Source organism: Tabrizicola sp., assembly GCF_041919135.1.
GTDB lineage: Bacteria > Pseudomonadota > Alphaproteobacteria > Rhodobacterales > Rhodobacteraceae > Tabrizicola.
In genome coordinates this window covers 1-17,337 of record NZ_JAYRUJ010000015.1, presented here as the reverse complement: position 1 = coordinate 17,337, position 17,337 = coordinate 1, and the positions used below count along the sequence as shown (strand labels likewise).

General features: G+C 68.1%; 19 protein-coding genes. 10 read left to right on the top strand and 9 right to left on the bottom strand.

Features of this window, described 5'->3' with window-relative positions:
* Positions 1 to 194 precede the first annotated feature (194 nt).
* Complete coding sequence (recQ, locus tag ACE3UA_RS12345) at positions 195 to 2,240, bottom strand: DNA helicase RecQ (protein ID WP_374645501.1); 2,046 nt, start codon at positions 2,238 to 2,240, stop codon at positions 195 to 197.
* A gap of 7 nt (positions 2,241 to 2,247) precedes the next feature.
* Entirely contained in the window at positions 2,248 to 2,535 is a 288-nt protein-coding gene (locus tag ACE3UA_RS12340; protein ID WP_374645499.1) for a YggT family protein, read from the bottom strand.
* Between the two features lie 122 nt (positions 2,536 to 2,657).
* Between ACE3UA_RS12340 and ACE3UA_RS12335 the strand changes: the two genes are divergently transcribed.
* From ACE3UA_RS12335 to ACE3UA_RS12300, 8 genes are all read left to right on the top strand, one after another.
* Positions 2,658 to 3,188 (top strand): acyl-CoA thioesterase, encoded by a 531-nt coding sequence (locus tag ACE3UA_RS12335; RefSeq protein ID WP_374645497.1) that lies wholly within the window; start codon positions 2,658 to 2,660, stop codon positions 3,186 to 3,188.
* A gap of 60 nt (positions 3,189 to 3,248) precedes the next feature.
* Positions 3,249 to 4,619, top strand: coding sequence for an MFS transporter (locus ACE3UA_RS12330; protein ID WP_374645495.1), 1,371 nt, complete (start codon positions 3,249 to 3,251; stop codon positions 4,617 to 4,619).
* Positions 4,616 to 5,515: a penicillin-insensitive murein endopeptidase gene (gene mepA, locus ACE3UA_RS12325; protein WP_374645601.1), complete on the top strand. Its 900-nt coding sequence runs from the start codon at positions 4,616 to 4,618 to the stop codon at positions 5,513 to 5,515. The genes ACE3UA_RS12330 and mepA overlap by 4 nt, the downstream gene beginning before the upstream one ends.
* Before the next feature lie 87 nt (positions 5,516 to 5,602).
* Positions 5,603 to 6,223 carry a queuosine precursor transporter gene (locus ACE3UA_RS12320; protein ID WP_374645493.1) on the top strand — a complete coding sequence of 207 codons (621 nt, stop codon included), beginning with the start codon at positions 5,603 to 5,605 and terminating at the stop codon, positions 6,221 to 6,223.
* Positions 6,224 to 6,530: 307 nt separating this feature from the next.
* Complete coding sequence (gene arfB, locus ACE3UA_RS12315) at positions 6,531 to 6,953, top strand: alternative ribosome rescue aminoacyl-tRNA hydrolase ArfB (RefSeq protein ID WP_197647618.1); 423 nt, start codon at positions 6,531 to 6,533, stop codon at positions 6,951 to 6,953.
* Positions 6,950 to 7,858 (top strand): phosphotransferase enzyme family protein, encoded by a 909-nt coding sequence (locus ACE3UA_RS12310; protein WP_374645491.1) that lies wholly within the window; start codon positions 6,950 to 6,952, stop codon positions 7,856 to 7,858. Before arfB ends, ACE3UA_RS12310 begins: the two co-directional genes overlap by 4 nt.
* 99 nt (positions 7,859 to 7,957) lie before the next feature.
* The gene (locus ACE3UA_RS12305; RefSeq protein WP_374645489.1) at positions 7,958 to 8,602 is read left to right on the top strand and encodes a DUF47 domain-containing protein; all 645 of its coding nucleotides are present in this window, start codon (positions 7,958 to 7,960) and stop codon (positions 8,600 to 8,602) included.
* Between the two features lie 7 nt (positions 8,603 to 8,609).
* Positions 8,610 to 9,626, top strand: coding sequence for an anion permease (locus tag ACE3UA_RS12300; RefSeq protein ID WP_374645487.1), 1,017 nt, complete (start codon positions 8,610 to 8,612; stop codon positions 9,624 to 9,626).
* 15 nt (positions 9,627 to 9,641) lie between these two features.
* Here ACE3UA_RS12300 and pncB read toward each other — a convergent pair whose 3' ends face one another.
* The 3 genes from pncB to pncA form a co-directional block, all read right to left on the bottom strand.
* Positions 9,642 to 10,934, bottom strand: a complete 1,293-nt coding sequence (pncB, locus tag ACE3UA_RS12295) for a nicotinate phosphoribosyltransferase (RefSeq protein ID WP_374645485.1) — start codon at positions 10,932 to 10,934, stop codon at positions 9,642 to 9,644.
* An 85-nt stretch (positions 10,935 to 11,019) separates the two neighbouring features.
* The gene (locus ACE3UA_RS12290; protein ID WP_374645483.1) at positions 11,020 to 11,772 is read right to left on the bottom strand and encodes a DUF6782 family putative metallopeptidase; all 753 of its coding nucleotides are present in this window, start codon (positions 11,770 to 11,772) and stop codon (positions 11,020 to 11,022) included.
* Entirely contained in the window at positions 11,769 to 12,374 is a 606-nt protein-coding gene (gene pncA / locus ACE3UA_RS12285; RefSeq protein WP_374645481.1) for a bifunctional nicotinamidase/pyrazinamidase, read from the bottom strand. The genes ACE3UA_RS12290 and pncA overlap by 4 nt, the downstream gene beginning before the upstream one ends.
* A 102-nt stretch (positions 12,375 to 12,476) precedes the next feature.
* Between pncA and ACE3UA_RS12280 the strand changes: the two genes are divergently transcribed.
* Positions 12,477 to 13,379 (top strand): rhodanese-related sulfurtransferase, encoded by a 903-nt coding sequence (locus tag ACE3UA_RS12280; protein WP_374645479.1) that lies wholly within the window; start codon positions 12,477 to 12,479, stop codon positions 13,377 to 13,379.
* Between the two features lie 21 nt (positions 13,380 to 13,400).
* On the opposite strand, the gene ACE3UA_RS12275 is transcribed toward ACE3UA_RS12280, so the two are convergent.
* Positions 13,401 to 14,444, bottom strand: coding sequence for an LLM class flavin-dependent oxidoreductase (locus ACE3UA_RS12275; RefSeq protein ID WP_374645477.1), 1,044 nt, complete (start codon positions 14,442 to 14,444; stop codon positions 13,401 to 13,403).
* A gap of 71 nt (positions 14,445 to 14,515) precedes the next feature.
* The gene (locus ACE3UA_RS12270; RefSeq protein ID WP_374645475.1) at positions 14,516 to 14,719 is read right to left on the bottom strand and encodes a hypothetical protein; all 204 of its coding nucleotides are present in this window, start codon (positions 14,717 to 14,719) and stop codon (positions 14,516 to 14,518) included.
* Positions 14,720 to 14,814: 95 nt separating this feature from the next.
* Between ACE3UA_RS12270 and ACE3UA_RS12265 the strand changes: the two genes are divergently transcribed.
* Positions 14,815 to 15,681: a LysR substrate-binding domain-containing protein gene (locus ACE3UA_RS12265; protein WP_374645473.1), complete on the top strand. Its 867-nt coding sequence runs from the start codon at positions 14,815 to 14,817 to the stop codon at positions 15,679 to 15,681.
* Between the two features lie 11 nt (positions 15,682 to 15,692).
* Here ACE3UA_RS12265 and ACE3UA_RS12260 read toward each other — a convergent pair whose 3' ends face one another.
* Both ACE3UA_RS12260 and ACE3UA_RS12255 read right to left on the bottom strand, forming a co-directional pair.
* Positions 15,693 to 16,424, bottom strand: a complete 732-nt coding sequence (locus ACE3UA_RS12260) for an NYN domain-containing protein (RefSeq protein WP_374645471.1) — start codon at positions 16,422 to 16,424, stop codon at positions 15,693 to 15,695.
* Between the two features lie 148 nt (positions 16,425 to 16,572).
* The coding region (locus ACE3UA_RS12255; RefSeq protein WP_374645469.1) for a zinc-binding dehydrogenase at positions 16,573 to 17,337 on the bottom strand (765 nt) is incomplete at its 5' end.

Here is a 17,337-nt window from a genome sequence, read left to right as displayed (position 1 = left end):
AGCCGTGAACAACCGGACCGGAACCCCTCACCCCCCCGTAGGCTGCGCTACAGCGCACCATTGCGGGCCGCATCACCCGCCGCCCGTACAACCGCCCCCTCCCGGCCGGAAATACTTACCAGATCCCTAACGTCCGCAGCCAAGCCACTGATTTGCGACGAATTCAGAACCCTGTCCACTGTGGACAGCCCGCCTCACCCCTCGCGCAGGACCGCGAGGAAAGCGTCCCCGAACCGCTCCAGCTTGGCCTCCCCCATCCCCCCGATCCCCGCCAGCTCCGCCAGCGTCGAGGGCCGCCGCTCCGCGATGGCCCGCAGGGTCGCGGGCGAGCAGGTCAGGTATTTCCCCGTCCCGTCCTCCCCCCGGACGAGCGCCAGCTGAACCTCCGCAAGCCGGTCGAACAGCGCCCCCTCCGGTCGTCCGGCCAGCCGCATCCGGGCCGGGTGCAGCCCCTCGGCCGCCCCGGTGATCACCTCCAGAAAGGCCGCGCCATAGCTCTCCAGCTTCCGCGCGCCCACCCCGGTGATCCCCGCCATCTGGTCGAGGGTGGCGGGCTTCTTCTCGGCCATCTCGATCAGGGTCTTGTCCGGGAAGACCACATAGGCCGGCACGTTCTGCGCCTCGGCCAGCGCCCGCCGCTTCGCCTTCAGCAGCGCCAGCAGCCCCAGATCCTCCTCCGCCACCTGGGCCCGGACCACCGCCTCCCGCTCGCCCGCCGCCGCCACCGTGTCGCGGCGCAGGGTCACCGTCGCCTCGCCCCGCAGCACCGGCCGGGCGGCCTCGGTCATCCGCAGCGCGCCGTGGCGGTCGGGGTCGGGGCGGATCAGGTCGCGGCCCATCATCTGCCGGAACACCGCCCCCCAGGCGGGTTTCGAGAGGTCCTTTCCGACCGCGAAGGTCGGCAGCTGGTCATGCCCCCGCTCGCGGACCTTCTGGGTCGCGCTGCCGGTCAGGATGTCGATCAGATGCCCCGCCCCGAACCATTCCCCGGTCCGCAGCACCGCCGACAGGGCCTTTCGCACCGCCTCGGTCGCATCGAAAAGCTGCGCCGGCCGGTCGCAGAGGTCGCAGTTCCCGCAAGGCTCCGCCGCCTCGCCGAAATAGCCGAGCAGGACCTGGCGGCGGCAGCCCAGGGCCTCGGCCAGCCCCAGAAGCGCGTTCAGCCGGGCGTGATCCGCGGCCTTCCGGTCCGGCGGCGCCGCGCCCTCGTCGATCTGGCTGCGGCGCAGGCGGATGTCGTCGGGGCCGTAGAGGGTCATCGTCTCGGCCGGAGAGCCGTCGCGGCCCGCACGGCCGATTTCCTGGTAATAGGCCTCGATCGACTTCGGCAGGTCGGCGTGGGCGACCCAGCGGATGTCGGGCTTGTCGATCCCCATCCCGAAGGCGATGGTCGCCACCACGATCAGCCCGTCCTCGCGCTGGAAGCGGGTCTCGACCCGGCGGCGTTCGTCGGCCTCCATCCCGCCGTGATAGGCAACCGCCTCGTGCCGCGCCTCGCGCAGGGCCTGGGCCAGCGTCTCGGTCTTGGCCCGGGTGGCGCAGTAGACGATGCCGGACTGGCCCCGCCGGGCGGCGGCGAAGCGCAGGATCTGCTCGCGCGGCTTGTCCTTGACCGCGAAGGCAAGGTGGATGTTCGGCCGGTCGAAGCCGCGCAGGAAGGTGGCCGGGGCCTCGCCGTCGAAAAGCCGCGTCACGATCTCGGCCCGCGTCTCCTCGTCCGCCGTGGCGGTGAAGGCGGCCAGCGGCACCCGGAGCGCGCGGCGCAACTCGCCGATCCGCAGATAGTCGGGGCGGAAGTCGTGGCCCCATTGCGAAACGCAATGCGCCTCGTCCACCGCGATCAGGCTGCATTTCGCCCGCCGCAGCAGCGCCAGCGCCCCGCCGGAGGCCAGCCGCTCCGGGGCCATGTAAAGAAGCTTCAGCCGGCCCTCGTCGATGGCGGCAAAGACCTCTTCCGTCTCCTCCTCGGTATTGCCCGAGGTCAGCGCCCCGGCCTCCACCCCTGCCGCGCGCAAGGCGCGAACCTGGTCGCGCATCAGCGCGATCAGCGGCGAGATGACGACCGTCACCCCGTCGCGGCACAGCGCCGGAAGCTGGAAGCAGAGCGACTTGCCGCCGCCGGTGGGCATGATCGCCAGCGTGTTTCGGCCGGACAGCACGGCCTCGACGATCTCGGCCTGGCCGGGGCGGAACTCGGGGAAGCCGAAGACGGAATGAAGAAGCCGGGCAGCCTGGTCCAAGGGAAGATCAGAAGAAGGCGGTGGCGTTGTTGATCAGCACGATCCGCAGCGCATAGATCCCGATCAGCACCACCAGCGGCGCAAGGTCCAGCCCGCCCATGTTCGGCAGGAAGCGGCGGACGAAGGAATAGAGCGGGTCGAGCACGCGGTTCAACCCGTCCCAGACCTGGGCGACCAGCTGCTGGCGCAGGTTCAGGACCTGGAAATTGATCAGCCAGGACATGATGATATGCGCGATGATGATGAACTGCGCGATGTCGAGGATCAGCATCAGGATCTGGAAAAGCGAGGTCATCGGGCGCTCCGTTTGCGGTCCTGCCACAGGTAGCGGCGGCAGGGCGGAAGGGCAATGCCTCACGCAGCGTCTTGCTTGACGCCGGGTTGATGCCGGGCCAGGCAGGTCGCCGGAGGTCGCCGATGTATCCTTTCCTGCGCATGGCCCGTGTGATGGCCCTTGCCCGCCGCCAGCCCGAGCTGGGCCTGTTCGATACCCATGTGAGCCAGCTGATCTGCTGGCCCTGGGACCTGGACCCCTGGGTCGAGTTGAACAACGGCCGGACGCTGACGCTGTACGATCTGGGCCGCCTGCCGCTGGCGCGGCGCACCGGGGTCGAGCGGGTGCTGCGCGAAAGGGGCTGGGGGCTGACGGTCGCCGGCTCCAGCACGCGCTATCGCAAGCGGGTGACGATGTTCATGCGCCTGACCATGCGCACCCGCTGCCTGGGCTGGGATCACCGTTTCCTCTACATGGAGCAGTCGATGTGGCGGGGCGAGGACTGCGCCTCGCAGGTGCTGATCCGGTCCGCCGTCATCTCGAAGGCGGGCATCGTCCCCCCGCGTGAACTGGCGCGGGCGATGGGGGTGGCGGAGGAGGGGCCGGAACTGCCGGGCTGGGTCAAGGCCTGGACCGAGGCCGAGGCGCAGCGCCCCTGGCCGCCCGCGCGCTGAGCGCGGCTTGCGCGGGGCGCGGTTTCCGGCTTCACTTCGCGGCAAAACAAGGGGGCAGGCATGGTCGGCGACAGGAAGCGTATCTGGGGCTGGTATTTCTTCGACTGGGCCAGCCAGCCCTACAGCACGCTGCTGCTGACCTTCATCTTCGGCCCCTATTTCGCCGAGATCGCCCGGGGCTACTATATGGGCGCGGGGCTGGACGAGGAGGCCGCCAAGGCCGCCGCGCAGGCCTATTGGGGCTGGGGCCTGGGTCTTGCCTCGCTGGCGGTGGCGGTGCTGGCCCCGGTGCTGGGGGCGATCGCCGACAGCACGGGGCGGCGGATGGTCTGGGTCCGGACCTTCTCGCTGTTCTATGTCATCGGCTCGGCCGGGCTGTGGTGGGTGGCGCCGGGCGGGGGCGAGGGGATGCTTCTGCTTGCGGTCGCCCTGTTCGGGCTGGGCTTCATCGGGATGGAGTTCGCGACGATCTTCACCAATGCGCTGATGCCCTCGCTGACGCAGGCGGATGACCTGGGCGCGATCTCGGGCACGGGGTTTGCCTTCGGCTATCTCGGCGGGTTGCTGGCGCTGGTCGTCATGCTGCTGTTCTTTGCCGAAAGCGCCGACAGCGGCCTGACCCTGCTGGGGATGGAGCCGCTCTTGGGCCTTGACCCCGAGGCGCGCGAGGGGACGCGCTTTGTCGGACCCTTCACCGCGATCTGGTTCGCCGTCTTCATGGTGCCCTTCTTCCTCTGGGTGCGCGAGCCGCGGATGGCGGCGCGGCCGCTGCATCTGGGTCGGGCCTTCGCCAGCCTGCGCGACCTCTTGCGATCGCTGCGCTTCCGGCACAGCCTGGCGGCCTATCTCGGCTCGTCGCTGCTTTATCGGGATGCGCTTAACGGGCTTTACGGCTTTGGCGGGGTCTATGCCTCGGGGGTGCTGGGCTGGTCGATCATCCAGATCGGCATCTTCGGGCTGGTGGGCGCGGTGACGGCCATGGTCGCGTCCTTCATCGGCGGGCGGGCGGATCGCGCCCATGGGCCGAAGCCGGTGATCGCGGTCTCGATCCTGATCCTGGTGCTGGTCTGCCTGGTGATCGTCGGCATGACGCGCGAGAGCCTGTGGGGGCTGGCGCTGGATCCTGCCTCCAGCCTGCCGGACCAGATATTCTTCGCCTGCGGGGCGCTGATCGGGGCGGCGGGCGGCTCGCTTCAGGCGGCCAGCCGGACGATGATGGCGCGCCACACCACGCCGGACCGCGCGACCGAGGCTTTCGGCCTCTTCGCACTCTCGGGCAAGGTCACCAGCTTCCTCGCGCCGATGCTGATCGCGCTTGCGACCACCGCCAGCGGATCCCAGCGGATCGGCATTGCGCCGCTGATTGTCTTGTTCCTGATCGGACTTTTCCTGCTATCCTTCGTCAGACCCAAGGGAGAGATGACCGCCTGATGCTGCTCCGCGCACTGATCCTGTCGCTTGTCCTTGCCGCCCCGGCCCAGGCCGAGAAGCTGGCGAACCGTCTGTTCGGCGCGATGGAGGCGCCTTCGACCCAGGAGTCCATGCCGATCGGCACCTATGCCAGGGGCTGCGCGGCCGGGCTGGTGGAACTGCCCGAATCCGGGCCAACCTGGCAGGCGATGCGCCTGTCGCGGCACCGGAACTTTGGCCATCCGATGATGATCCAGTTCCTGATGGACCTCTCGGCGACCGCCCGCGAGATCGGTTATGGCAAGGGGCTTTACATCGGCGACATCAGCCAGCCGCGCGGCGGGCCGATGACCTCGGGCCATGCCAGCCACCAGATCGGGCTGGATGCCGACATCTGGATGCTGCCGCCGCACAGCCTGTCGCTGAGCGAGGCCGCGCGCGAGGAGATCAGCTCGATCCCGGTTCGCTCGGCCGACCAGAGGAGCGTGACCGCGAACTGGACCCGCACTCACCGCGAATTGATGAAGCAGGCGGCGCTGGACCCGCGCGTGGACCGGATCTTCGTGGCGGCCGCGGTCAAGATCGAGATGTGCCGGACCGCAAGGCGGGCCGACAGGAAATGGCTGCAGAAGATCCGCCCGGTGGCGGGGCATGACACGCATTTCCACGTCCGCCTGAAATGCCCCAAGGGCGCGCGCCTGTGCGAGACGCAGACCCCCACGGTGGCCGACCTGTCGAAGAACGGCGACGGCTGCGACGATACGCTGATGTGGTGGGTGACCGACTACCTGGACCCGCCGAAGTCCACCGGCAAGAAGAAGCCGAAGGACGAGGACGCCCCGAAGAAGAAGGGCCCGCGCGAATTCACCATGGCCGACCTGCCGGGCCAGTGCCGCGACGTTCTGGCCGCCAACTAGGTTGACAGGCCGCCGGCAGGGGTATAGTCGGCTTGCGCCCCGATGAAGGGGCCAAGTCTCCGCGACCTTGTCAAAACGGACAGCACCATGCGTATCCTTCTGCCCGGCATCCTTGCCATGGCGGCGATCGTCGTCGCCTCGAACATCCTGGTCCAGTATCCGCTGGGCGCCTTCCTGACCTGGGGGGCATTCACCTATCCCTTCGCCTTCCTGGTGAACGAGATCACCAACCGCTTCGACGGCCCCGCCGCGGCCCGCAAGGTGGTGCTGGCCGGCTTTCTGACCGGGATCGTCTGTTCCTTCATCGGCACGCAGATCATCGGCGAGTTCGGCCCGCTGGTCACGTTGCGCGTCGCGCTGGGATCGGGTCTTGCATTCCTTGCCGCACAGCTTCTGGACATCGCGGTCTTCAACCGCTTCCGGCAGGGCCTGTGGTGGAAGGCGCCGCTGGTTTCGCCGGTGATTTCCTCGACGCTGGACACCGCGATCTTCTTCACCATCGCCTTCTCGGCCATGCTGACCTTCCTGGAACCGGGCGTCGACGTCTCCTGGGCGGCCGAGCCCGCGCCGCTGTTGGGGATCGGGCCCGAGGCCCCGTTCTGGGTCTCGCTGGCGGTGGGCGACTGGCTGGTGAAGCTCCTGCTTGCCGTTGTGGCCTTGCTGCCGTTCCGGCTGGCGCTGGCGCGGCTTGCCGCAAGGGTTGCGTGATTTGTTTTGACAAACACAAAATCTGTGTCACGCTTCCCTTATCGGCAACCATTTGAAAGGAGGTGATCCAGTGTCGAGAGTGATATTGGAGAGAGGTGTCGGGACAGTCGGGAGGGGTATTTTCTAAGGGCAGCCCCTGGAAAATAGACCACCGATTGGATTTGGATGCCTAACTGGCCCATCTCCTTGGATCTCGGAAAGGGTTGCCCGCAACGGCAACCCTTTCTCTATTCCCGCCCCGGCCTAAGATCTTTCGGCGAAAGATTTTAGGCTCGCCCGCAGCGCAAGGCCGGGTCATAACCGGGCCATGCTGCATGTCACCGAAACCCTTGCCATCGCCGAATGGGAGCTGTCCGAAAGCTTCATGCGCGCCTCGGGGCCGGGCGGGCAGAACGTGAACAAGGTCTCGACCGCGGTCGAACTGCGCTTCGAGGCGGACCGCTCGCCGCATCTGGCCCCCGGCGTGAAGGCGCGGTTGCGGAAGCTGGCCGGGCGGCGCTGGACGACCGAGGGCGCGATCGTGCTGCAGGTGGACGAGACCCGCAGCCAGGCCCGCAACCGCGAGATCGCGCGCGAGCGGCTGGTCGAGATGATCCGCGCCGCGCTGGTCGCGCCCAAGCGGCGGATCGCAACCAAGCCGACGCTGGGCAGCCAGCGCCGCAGGATCGCGGCCAAGACCCAGCGCGGCGAGGTCAAGGCGTTGCGCGGCAAGGTGGGAGACGAGGAATGACCCTGGCGGAAGAAGCGGCCGGTCACTGGGGCGGGCGGGTGATCCGCCTGATCCGCGACCGCGAGAACCATGTCTTCGAGATGGCCCTGCCCGAGGGCCGCGCCGCCCTGCGCCTGCACCGGGCGGGCTATCAGTCGCCCGAGGCGATCCGGTCGGAACTCTGGTGGTGCGCGGAACTGGCGCGCGCGGGGCTGCCGGTTCCCGCCGCCCTGCCCGCCGGCGACGGGGCGCTTCTGGTGCCGCTGTCGGACGGCCGCCATGCCTCGGCCATCGCCTGGATGGAGGGCGAGGCGCTGGGCGAGGCGGCGAAACCCTTCACCCGCCCGCTGCCGCAGGTGCTGGACCTCTACCACGCCCTCGGCGCGCTGCTGGCCCGGGTGCATCGCGTCACGGACGGGCTGGTCCTGCCCAAGGGCTTCAGCCGTCCGCGCTGGGATCTGGAGGGGCTGGTGGGGGAAGAGCCGCACTGGGGCCGGTTCTGGGAGCATCCGGTGGCGACCCCCGACCAGCGCACGCTGCTGATCCGCGCCCGCGATGCCCTGCGCGAGCGGCTGTCGGGCGATATCGGCCTGATCCACGCCGATGTCCTGCGCGAGAACGTGTTGGTGACCGATCGTTCGGTGTCGCTGATCGATTTTGACGATTCGGGCTATGGCTTCCGGCTGCACGACCTGGGCACGGCGCTGGTGCAGACGGTGCAGCATCCCGAACATCCACAGCTGCGCGATGCGCTGATCGCAGGTTATGGAACGGCCGACAGCGCGATGGTCGAGGCCTTTGTCCTGGCGCGAACGCTGGCCTCGGTCGGCTGGACCATGCCGCGGCTTGGGCCCGAGGATCCGATCCACCGCAGCCACCTGGCAAGGGCGGAATTCTGCGCGGGGCGCGTGCTCACGCGCGGCTGACGGAAACGGAAGACATTGCCAACGGGTTTCCGAACGGATAGTCGGACGCCCGACAAACCCACCGGGGGCTGTCCTGCCTCCCGATTCCCGAGAGATACCATGTTCAAGCTGATCAAGGCGATCCTGCCGCGCTCGGACAACTTCTTTGACCTGTTCGAAGCCCAGGCCCGGAAGGCCCAGGAAGCCGCCCAGACGCTGCGGGCGATCCTGGACGGGGGCGAGGGGACGGCCGACCGCTGCTCGCTTCTGTCGCGGCAGGAGGAGGAGGCGGACCAGATCAGCTATGACGTGATGCAGTCGCTGCGGCAGAGCTTCATCACCCCCTTCGACCGTTCCGACATCAAGGCGCTGTCCAGCGCGCTGGACGATGCCATCGACCAGATGAACAAGACGAGCAAGGTTGTCATGCTTTATGACGTGGTCACCTTCGCGCCGAACATGCGGGCGATGGGCGACCGGATCATCCTTCTGGCCAACCTCGTCATCGACGGCCTGCCGCTGATGCGCGACATCGGGGCCAATTCCGCGCGGCTGCACCAGATGGTGGGCGAGATCAGCCGGATCGAGGAACAGTCGGATCAGCTGTACGACACCGGGCTGAAGGACCTGTTCAAGGCCACCCCCAAGGAGGACGCCCTGAGCTTTGTCGTCGGGGCCCAGCTTTACGACCAGCTGGAGAAGGTCTGCGATCGGTTCGAGGACGTCGCCCATGTGATCGGCGACATCGTCATCGAACACGTATAGGCCCGCCATGGACGCCGGAACCGTCACCTTCCTGCTGGTCTTCCTGATCGGGATCGCCTTCCTGTTCGACCTTCTGAACGGGATGCACGACGCGGCGAATTCCATCGCCACCATCGTCTCGACCCGGGTGCTGTCGCCTTTCGTCGCAGTGCTCTGGGCGGCCTTCTTCAACTTCTCGGCCTATTTCATCGGCCATCATTTCGGCTTCGAGGCCAAGGTCGCCTCGACCATCGGCAAGGGGCTGATCGACCCGGACATGGTGACCAACGCGGTCATCTTCGGCGCGCTGATGGGGGCCATCGTCTGGAACGTGATCACCTGGCGGCTGGGGATCCCCTCCTCCTCGTCGCACGCGCTGGTGGGCGGCATCATCGGGGCGGGCGTCGCCAAGGCGGGCTTTCCGGCCATCGTCTGGGGCGGCCTGTCCAAGACGCTGGTGGCCATCGTCCTGTCGCCGGTGACGGGGTTCATCCTGGGCGTGCTGTTGATCGTCGCGGTCTCCTGGGCGTTCGTCCGCGCCAATCCGGCGCGCACCGACGGCCTGTTCCGCAAGCTGCAGCTGGTCAGCTCGGCGCTGTATTCCATCGGCCACGGCTCGAACGACGCGCAGAAGACCGCCGGGATCATCGCGGTCCTGCTTTATGCCAACGGCTATTACGAGGAATTCACCGTCCCCGCCTGGGTGGTCCTGTCCTGCTTCACCATCATGGGCATCGGCACGATGCTGGGCGGCTGGCGGATCGTGCATACGATGGGGTCCAAGATCACCCGGTTGACCCCGATGCAGGGCGCGGCGGCCGAGACGGCGGGGGCGATGACCCTGTTCGGCGCGACCTATCTGGGGATCCCGGTCTCGACCACGCACACGATCACTTCGTCGATCGTCGGCGTCGGCTCTGCCCGCCGGGTCCATGCGGTGCGCTGGGGGATCGCCGGGCGGATCGTCTGGGCCTGGGTCATCACCATTCCGGCCGCCGCGATCATGGGCGCGGTGTTCTACCTGATCGGCGCGCAGTTCATGTAAGGCGGCCGCAGGAGGTCAGACCAGGACCTCCTGCACCTTCTGCTCGCCCACGCCGAAGATGCGGCGGTATCGCGCGATCTCGTCCTTGGGTCCGGTCGCCTTGGCCGGATTGTCCGAGAGCTTGACCGTCGGCCGCCCGTTCGCCGACACGGCCTTGCAGACCAGGCTGAACGGGGCCAGCGCGTCGTCCGCCACCAGGCCGCGGAAGTCGTTGGTCAGCATGGTGCCCCAGCCGAACGAGACCTTCACCCGGCCGTGGAAACGGGCGTAAAGCTCTTCGATCTTCTCGACGTCCAGCCCGTCCGAGAAGATCACCAGCTTCTTCCTCGGGTCCTCGCCGCGGTCCTGCCACCAGCGGATCGCGATTTCCGCGCCCTCGGCCGGATCGCCGCTGTCGATGCGGATGCCGGTCCAGCCCGCCAGCCAGTCGGGCGCGTTCTTCAGGAAGCCCTCGGTGCCATAGGTGTCGGGCAGGATGATCCGCAGGTTGCCCTCGTGCTCCTCATGCCAGTCGGCCAGCACGCGGTAGGGGGCCTGGCGCAAACCTTCGTCGGTGTCGGCCAGCGCGCTGTAGACCATGGGCAATTCGTGGGCATTGGTGCCGATCGCCTCGATGTCGCGGCGCATGGCGATGCGGCAGTTGGAGGTGCCGGTGAACTTTGCCCCCAGCCCCTCCTGCATCGCCTGCACGCACCAGTCCTGCCACAGGAAGCCGTGCCGCCGCCTGGTGCCGAAATCGGCGATCTTCAGCCCGTCGATCTTGCGCAGCCGCTCGATCTTTTCCCACAGCCTGGCCATGGCGCGGGCGTAGAGGATCTGCAACTCGAACTTGCCCATGTCGTTCAGGACCGCTCGGCTGCGCAACTCCATCAGCACCGCCAGCGCCGGGATTTCCCACAGCATGACCTCGGGCCAGCGCCCCTCGAAGGTCAGCTCGAACTGGCCGTCGCGCTTTTCCAGGTGATAGGCGGGCAGGCGCAGGCCTTCGAACCATTCCATGAAATCGGGGCGGAACATCTGCCGCTTGCCATAGAAGGTGTTGCCGCGCAGCCAGGTGCTTTCGCCCCGTGCCAGCGAGATCGTGCGCACATGGTCCAGCTGTTCGCGCAGCTCGCCCTCGTCGATCAGTTCGGCAAGGCGCACCTTGGTCGAGCGGTTGATCAGGCTGAACACCACGTTGGTGTCCGGCTTGTTGCGAAAGATCGACTGGCACATCAGCAGCTTGTAGAAATCGGTGTCGATCAGCGACCGCACGATCGGGTCGATCTTCCACTTGTGGTTCCAGACGCGCGTGGCGATGTCGACCATGGCGTAATCCTCATCTCGTTCCGCGGGCGCGGGTCGCTTCCCTTGTCGGGCCTTGTGGCGGCCAAGGCAAGCGGTGGCGCCCGCTTCAGGGCGGCAAAGTGCAGTCGTAGGGCCGCCCGTCCGGCAGGACGCAAAGCCGCGCGGCGAAATCCGCGGGCAGCCTGCCCTTTCCGTCCGGGACCGCTTCGCGGTCAAGCGCGTCCAGATAATTCGAGCAGATGGCGAATCTGTAGATATCCAGCCGCTCGTCGTCTTCGAACCATTGCGCGAAAGTGGCCGAGACCGCCGCGCCGTCACCGGCCCCTTCGGCGATTTCCCGGGCGAAGCGGCCGGTCAGGTCGTCATGCGTGGGCCAGGCCGCCAGCGCGTCCCAAAGGCCCGGATCGCCGCCCTGCCGCAGGTTCCAGGCCACCAGCACCGCGATGGCCGCCGCGTCGGCCTCCAGCGCCAGCCGGGCGCGGGTGTAATCGTCCATCTCCAGGGCGATGGTCGGGCAGGTGCCACGGTCATATTGCTCCAGATGCCGGGTCTCGTGGACCAGGATCGCCAGTTGGAAGTCCTGCCCCAGCCGGGCGTTCACCACGATGCGGTTGGTGCGGGGCTCGAAGAATCCCTGCTCCTCGACCAGCGTATCATCCAGGCACAGGCTCGGGGCCTGATCGGCGAGGGCCCGCGCCAGTGACGGATAGGCGGCAAGCGTCCGGTCCAGCCGCGTCGCAAGTGCGTCCAGCGGGCCGGTCGCGCCGCTGTAGGGATGGGCGGCGCAGGTCTCGAAGGCGCGCGCCGGACCCGGGACAAGGCAGGCAAGCGTCAGCGCGAGGCCCCGCGCGAGGTTCATGCGAGCCGCACACCCGCGGCCAGCATCCCGGCCCGCGCCTCGGCCAGCGATCCGTTCAGGTCGATACCCCGGCAGGCGTCCTCCAGCACGGTGGCCGCAAGGCCCAGGCGCCGGGCGTCGATGGCCGAGAAGGCGACGCAATAGTCGGTGGCAAGTCCGACCAGCGTGATCGCGGAAACGCCCCGGTTCCTCAGATAGCCCTCAAGGCCCGTCGCGGTGGTCCGGTCGTTCTCGAAGAAGGCGGAATAGCTGTCGATCTCGGGGCGGAACCCCTTGCGGATCACCAGTTGCGCCGGGTCGGTGCGCAGGGCGGGATGGAAGGCGGCGCCCCCGGTCCCCTGCACGCAATGCGTCGGCCAGAGGACCTGCGGGCCATAGGGCATCTCGGTCAGGCTGAAAGGCGCGGCCCCCGGATGGTTCGCCGCGAACGAGGCATGGTTCGCCGGATGCCAGTCCTGGGTCAGGACCACGGTGGCGAAATCATCCATCAGCCCGTTGATCCGGTCGATGATCCCGTCGCCGCCCGCCACCGCCAGCGCGCCGCCGGGGCAGAAGTCGTTCTGCACGTCGATCACGATCAGCGCCTCGCTTGCGGGTCTCATGGCGGCCTCCCCCCGTGGTCTTTCCCCTTGGGTAAGGCGCGGCAGAGGGCTGCGTCAAGCGAGGCGCTTGAAATTTCCGGGGCTTCGGCGCAGAGGGGGGCCATGCTGACCGTCGCCGCACTCTATCAGTTCACCCGCTTCCCCGACCCCGCCGCCCTGCGTCCGGGCCTGCTGGAGGTCTGTCAGGCGCATGGGGTGAAGGGCTCGCTCCTGCTGGCGCCCGAGGGGATCAACGGCACGATCGCCGGCACGCGCGAAGGGATCGACGCGGCATTGGCGGCGATCCGGACGCTGCCGGGCTGTGCGGGGCTGGAGTGGAAGGAGAGCCAGGCCGGGACGATGCCCTTCGGCCGGATGAAGGTGAAGCTCAAGCGCGAGATCGTGACCATGGGCCAGCCCGACGTCGACCCGCTGGCCCGCGTGGGGAACTATGTCGCCCCGGCCGAGTGGAACGCGCTGATAAGCGATCCCGGGACGGTGGTGATCGACACCCGCAACGATTACGAGGTGGCGATCGGCACCTTCCGCGGCGCGGTGGATCCGGGGACGCGGGCCTTCGGCGAATTCCCGGACTGGTGGCAGGAAAACCGCGACCGCTTCGCCGGCAAACGGATCGCCATGTTCTGCACCGGCGGCATCCGCTGCGAGAAGTCGACGAACTATCTCCTCGGGCAGGGGATCAACCAGGTCTACCACCTGAAGGGCGGCATCCTGAAATATCTGGAAGAGGTGCCCGCGGCCGAGAGCCTGTGGCAGGGCCAGTGCTTCGTCTTCGACGACCGCGTCTCGGTCGGTCACGGGCTGGTGCCGGGCGGCCTGTCGGTCTGCGGCGCCTGCCGCAGGCCGGTCACGGCGGCAGAACGGCAACATCCGGCCTATGAGGAGGGCGTCACCTGTCCGGCCTGCGAGACCGAATATTCGCAAGCGGATCGGGAGCGGTTCCGGGAACGCCAGCGCCAGATGCGGCTTGCCGCCGGGCGGGGCGAGCGGCACCTCGGGGCCTGACCCGCGGGTAACCCGGGCGGGTCACCCGCCCTGCGCTTGCGCGCCGACCATCTCGCGCACCAGCGGGATCACCTTCTCGCCGTAAAGCCGGATGCAGTCCATCAGCGCGCCATGCGGCACCGGGCCGGTCGCGTATTTCATGTCGAACCGCTGAATCCCCAGCAGCTTCACCGTCCGCGCGATCTTCCTCGCCACCGTCTCCGGGCTGCCGACATACAGCGCGCCATCGTGGATCTCGGACAGGTAGCGGTCCTTCGTCACCTGCGGCCAGCCGCGCTCGCGCCCGAGGCGGCCATACATCTCGGCGTAATGCGGCCAGAGCGTCTCCTGCGCGGCCTCGTCGGTCTCGGCCACGAAGCCGGGCGAATGCACCCCGACCGGCCGCTGCGGCCGGCCCAGCTGGGCGCAGGCGCGCTGGTAGAGGTCGATATAGGGCGCAAAGCGGGCGGCATCGCCACCGATGATCGCCAGGATCAGCTGCAGGTCCTGCCGCACCACCCGCACCACGCTTTCCGGGCTGCCGCCGACGCCGACCCAGACGGTCATCGGCCGCGCCGGCTGCGGATAGATCGCCTGATCCTGCAGCGGGCTGCGGGTCTGGCCGGACCAGGTGATGCGCGGCTCGCGCGTCAGGCGGGCGAAGAGGTCGAGGCGTTCCTCGAACAGCTGTTCATACTCGTTCAGGTCATGGCCGAAGAGCGGATAGCTTTCGGTGAACGAGCCCCGGCCCAGGATCGGCTCGGCCCGGCCGTTCGACAGCGCGTCCAGCGTGGCGAACCGCTGGAACACCCGCACCGGATCATCGGTCGACAGCACCGTGACCGCCGTCCCCAGCCTGATCCGACGGGTCCGGCCGGCGATGGCGGCCAGCACGATCTCGGGCGCCGAGATCGCGAAATCCGGGCGATGATGCTCGCCCAGGCCGATGAAGTCGATGCCGACCTCATCCGCCAGCACCGCCTGGTCCAGCACCTCGCGCAGGGTCTGGTCCATGGATTGCGGCCTGCCGTCCACACCGAGGGAGACATCGCCGAACGTGTCGAGGCCAAGGGAAATCTGGGTCATGTCGTCTCCTTTGCGCCAGATCTAGGCGATCGGGGACCGCACGAAAACACGCATTCCGAGAGAGGGCCGGTTCAATGCCGCACGACCCGCCGTGCCGGACGAAGAAGGGGGCGGATCGCCGCGATCAGCCCGGCAAGGCGTGCGTGCCAGAGCTGTCGCCGCGCCTGGCGCAGGGCGGCGAGATGTGTGCAGCGGTGCTGCGCCCGGGGATCGCGGGGCCGGCCATCGGCATGGTGACGGCTGGTGGCAAGAAGGTCGAGGTTGACGCCGTGCATGGCTTTCGTCCCAAGGCAGGATTGCCGCTTGGGAATGCCGGAAAAGCTGCGATACTGCGACTCAGGAAAATCCTTCGGACGAAAGCTGATCTTTCATGTCACGCTGGCGCGATCTTCCGCCGCTCGCCATGTTGCGCGCCTTTGACGCGACCGCCCGGCAAGGCAGTTTCGCCGCAGCCGGGCGGGTGCTGAACGTCACCCACGCCGCCGTGACCCAGCAGGTCCGCGCGCTGGAGGGCGAGCTTGGCCTGGCCCTGGTCCGGCGCGCGGGCCGGACCGTGGCCCTGACCGAGGCCGGGGCAGAGCTTGCCCGCGCCTTGGACGAGGGCTTCGGCGCGGTCGCGGCCGGGATCGCGGCACTGCGCGCGGCCGAGGCCCGGCGCGTGGTCCGGGTCACGACCACGACCTTCATCGCCGAGGCCCATGTCATGCCGCGCCTGCCGGACTTCTGGGCGCGCCATCCGGGGGTCGAGGTCGCCCTGTCGCCAAGCCCGTCCCGGGTCGAACTGGCGCGGGACGGATTCGACATGGCGATCCGGGCCCTGTCCGACGGCTGGGTCGAGGCCCCCGGAGAGGAGGTCCGGCCGCTCTGCCGCTCGCCGGTGCTGGCGGTCTGCGCGCCATCGCTCGCGGCATCGGGGCTGCATCCGCAGGACATGCCCTGGGTGATCGGGGTCGACCGGCACTGGGAACTGGCGCAGGTCGCCGGGACCGGCCTTGATCCCGCCCGCTTGCGGCGGGTCGAGCTTGGCAGCCCGCATCTGGAGCTGTCGGCCTGCCGGCAGGGCCTCGGCGCGGGCACGGCGACCGAAATCATCTGCCGCGCCGACCTCGACGCCGGGCGGCTGGTCGAGCTGCCGCTGACCGGCCTGCCCTCGGTCACCTATGCCCTCGTCCTGCTGCGCGGCCCGCGCCGCGCGGCGGTGGAGGCCTTTGCCGACTGGCTGGCGACGATCTTCTGATCAGGCCGGCGTCACGCCTTGTCGCGCACGATCAGGTGATTGCCCTCGCCCTTGGTCACGGCGAAACGGCCGGTCCTTTTCAGCAGTTCGGAAAGCTTGGCGCTGCCATAGCTGCGGCTGTCGAAATCGGGATAGATCTGGGTAAGGACCTGGCCCAGCTGGCCAAGCGAATAGCTGTCCTCCTCGATCCCGATCTTCTTCATCGCGGCCAGGACCAGCGGAATCGCCTTCGACGGCGGATCCTTCTCGGCCTTGGCCGGCCTGGCCGGCGCGGGCGAATCAGGAGCGGGTTCGGGGGCGGCGGCGATGTTCTCCAGAAAGATGAATCGGTTGCAGACGTTGCGCAGCGATTCCGGGGTCTTCTTCTCGCCCACGCCGATGACCTGCAGCCCGTCCTCGCGGATGCGGCTGGCTAGCCGGGTGAAATCGCTGTCCGAGGAGACCAGCACGAACCCATCGACCTTGCCCAGATGCAGGATGTCCATGGCGTCGATCACCAGACCGATATCGCTGGCGTTCTTGCCCTTGGTGTTGGCCGATTGCTGGTGCATCACCAGCCCCAGGCTGCGGGCCTTTTCCTTCCACTGCGACAGGGCCTGGCTGGACCAGTCGCCATAGACCCGGCGGACCGAGGGCTCGCCAAGGCCGGCGATCTCGTCCAGCACCGCCTCGATGTGGCGGGCTGGAATGTTGTCGGCGTCGATCAGGACGGCAAGGCGGGGGGCGCGGGGATCTGCGGGCATCTGGGCCTCCTCGGTTTGCTTGTCGCCGGATCGGGATGGGCCATCAGCCGGCCCGTTGTGACCCCTCGTCGTTCACTTCGTGTCCTCCTCGGAACGCGCCGCGAGGAGTGCACGAAGTGCTCGACGAGCGATCAGCCAGGGGCCTGCCTCAGAACACCACGACGGCGCGGATGGACTTGCCCTCGTGCATCAGGTCGAAGCCCTTGTTGATGTCGTCCAGCGTCAGGATATGGGTGATCATGCTGTCGATCTCGATCTTGCCGTCCATGTACCAGTCGACGATCTTCGGCACGTCGGTGCGGCCCCGCGCGCCGCCGAAGGCGGTGCCCTTCCAGACCCGCCCCGTCACCAGCTGGAACGGCCGCGTCTCGATCGTGGCGCCCGCTGGCGCGACGCCGATCACGATCGACTGGCCCCAGCCGCGGTGGGTGCATTCCAGCGCGGCGCGCATTACCTTGACGTTGCCGGTGCAGTCGAAGCTGTAGTCCACCCCGCCGATCTTGTCGAAAGGCGTCTTCGTCATGTTGACGATATGCGGAACCACGTCGCCCCCCTCGATCTTCGTCGGGTTGACGAAATGGGTCATGCCGAACTTGCGGCCCCATTCCTCCTTGTCGTCGTTGATGTCGACGCCGATGATCTTGTCTGCGCCCGCAAGCTTCAGCCCCTGGATCACGTTCAGCCCGATCCCGCCCAGCCCGAACACGGCGGCCGTCGCGCCCTGTTCCACCTTGGCGGTGTTCAGCACCGCGCCGACCCCGGTGGTCACGCCGCAGCCGATGTAGCAGATCTTGTCGAAGGGCGCGTCGTCGCGGACCTTGGCCAGCGCGATCTCGGGCAGCACCGTGTGGTTGGCGAAGGTCGAGCAGCCCATGTAGTGATGGATCGGCGTCCCGTCGAGCATGGAGAACCG